The sequence below is a fragment of the Psychrobacter sp. T6-1 genome (genome assembly GCF_052258445.1).
Genome location: NZ_JBQQFC010000332.1, coordinates 1 through 2,449, shown reverse-complemented (window position 1 = coordinate 2,449; position 2,449 = coordinate 1). Strand labels below are relative to the sequence as shown.

Sequence of the window (2,449 nt, the reverse complement as noted above, 5' to 3'; positions counted from 1 at the left end):
TATAACGAATATTGCGCTTTGTTATTGCCGCGATACTATAGGTATAAAGACTGTATTTTGAACAGTATATACGCTAATAGCACCATAACCGGAAGCTGTAATAAATGGAATGCCTCATGACAAAGCAGTCTTTTACATCTTATTACTATGAGGGTTTTATCGCTATTATTCAAGTGGGGTTAAGTAAACGGCGATAAAACTTAACAGTGAGGGTATAAGCGGTCATATTTAGGCCAATAGGGGGTTTTTTGCAAAATTTGGCATAGGTCACTGACAAAATCTTTGGATTAAGCAGGGTTGTCTATATCGATAAAGGTGACAGGCAAGCCAAAATGCTTAGATACCAGCTCCCCTAAAGCATCAATGCCGCCGCGCTCTGTGGCATGATGACCACAAGCGAAATAATCGACACCAAGCTCACGCGCGCTATGAGTGGTACGCTCCGATATCTCCCCTGAGATATAAGCATCACAATTCATAATAGCGGCTTGCTCTATCATATCCTGCGCGCCGCCTGTACAAATACCAACGCGTTCGATAAGTCTAGGCTTATTGTCTGCATAACTAGGGATATGTAAAGGCGTACGTTGTAGCGCTTTTTGGATAGTGGCTTTTAGATCGTCGGCACTTTGCGGCGTACAGGTAGCGATATTGCCAACAGGATGCGTCTCATGAGGGTAGAGTGCCCCTGTTATACTCAAGCCTAATGTCTTTGCTAACATAGCGTTATTGCCAATAATGGGATGAGCATCAAGCGGTAAATGGTAGGCAATAAGTGAGATGCCATGTTGCATCAGTTTGCGGATACGTCGACCTTTCATGCCTGTGATCGTATCGTCTTCGCCTCTCCAAAAGTAACCATGATGTACCATAATGGCCTCAGCACCAGATTCAATCGCCGCATCGATCAGTGCTTCACACGCAGTCACGCCAGTAACGATGTGCGTGATAGGACGACCTCCGTCTACTTGCAACCCATTTGGCGAGTAGTCTTTGAACGCATCCGCTTGCAGGTAATCATCACAGAACTGCGTCAGCGCTTGCGCGCTGATAGGTACGTTTGATGTTGATACTTCTTTGGTATGCGTTGTCGTTTTAGTCGTCATAACTTCTCCTAACCGTACCGCTGTAATAATCGTAAATAAAACTTATACAGTATTTGTTTAGTTGTAGTGTTGCAAATGGGTAGATAAGCACAATAACGCAATAAGAACACGATGAGTTACCTTTGTATGAATAGGGCCTTTATAATTTATGCATATCCGTAGGCTCAGCGTATATTATTACTAATTATTAGCTTTGCATAATACAAATTATAGAGGTTTTGTATGTCGTTATCTCCAAACACCAATAAAAAGTCATCACTGTGGAAGTGGGTGCCGTGGGTGTTATTGTTAATCGTAAGCGCTGGGTTTGTCTGGTTGTTTACCAGTATGCAGCAGGCGCCCTCACAAGCTTGGGAGCCGCCCAAACCGCCCGTCATTGAGCAGCCTAGTCCCAACCTAAATACCCCTGTCCCTGTGTCATCGTATCATGATGCGGTTGCGCGTGCGTCGCAGTCGGTGGTTAATATCTATACCACGCAGACGATGGCAGAGCATCCGTATATAGATGATCCTGTGCTGCGCCGCTTTTTTGAAAATCATGGCGATCAGCAGTCTCAAGGGGCTACTAACCTAGGCTCTGGCGTCATTGTATCAGAAGATGGTTATATCGTAACCAACGCCCATGTGGTTGAAAAGGCCGATGAGATTACGGTTGCCTTTAGTGACGGCCGCAAAAGTCGCGCCAAAGTCATCGGCACTGATCCTGATAGCGATCTAGCCGTAATTCGCGTCGATATGACGGGATTGACGCCATTAGGGTTTCGCGAAGAGCCTATTCGTGTGGGCGACCTAGCTTTAGCGATTGGTAACCCATTCGGTGTCGGGCAGACCGTTACTCAAGGTATTATCTCAGCCACAGGTCGTACTGGTCTGGGTGTCAATAAGTTTGAGGATTTTATTCAGACGGACGCGGCGATTAACCCGGGTAATTCAGGCGGCGCACTCGTCGATGCTCGCGGTGAGCTGGTCGGTATCAATACCGTGATATTCTCCCGCTCTGGCGGTTCGATGGGTATTGGCTTTGCCATCCCAACGGCGCTCGTTGAGCAGGTGATGAATGCACTGATCAAAGACGGTCGCGTGAGCCGCGGCTGGCTCGGGATTGAGATTCAGTCGCAGCTGCGTGATCCCACTCAGCTTGAGACTACAACGGGTGTTGAGGTATTGAACGTCGTACCACAGGGCCCTGCTGCCAAGAGCGGCTTGCAAGTGGGTGATATTATCCTCACTATCGATGGCGTTGAGATGACTGATGCTAATACGCTCATTCAGTACGTGGCACGCAAACCGCCAAATACTGCGCTCAATACACAGATTCTACGCCGTGGCCAAAACGCTGAAGT

Annotated in this window: 2 protein-coding genes; one reads left to right on the top strand and one right to left on the bottom strand. The window is 47.3% G+C overall.

Going from position 1 to position 2,449, the window contains the following annotated elements:
• Window positions 1–287: 287 nt before the first annotated feature.
• The gene (locus tag ACTXGO_RS12405) at window positions 288–1,106 is read right to left on the bottom strand and encodes a Nif3-like dinuclear metal center hexameric protein (RefSeq protein ID WP_443574756.1); all 819 of its coding nucleotides are present in this window, start codon (window positions 1,104–1,106) and stop codon (window positions 288–290) included.
• A 222-nt stretch (window positions 1,107–1,328) separates the two neighbouring features.
• Here ACTXGO_RS12405 and ACTXGO_RS12400 point away from each other — a divergent pair.
• Window positions 1,329–2,449 (top strand): S1C family serine protease (locus ACTXGO_RS12400; RefSeq protein WP_443574755.1); only part of this gene is annotated, 1,121 nt, incomplete at its 3' end.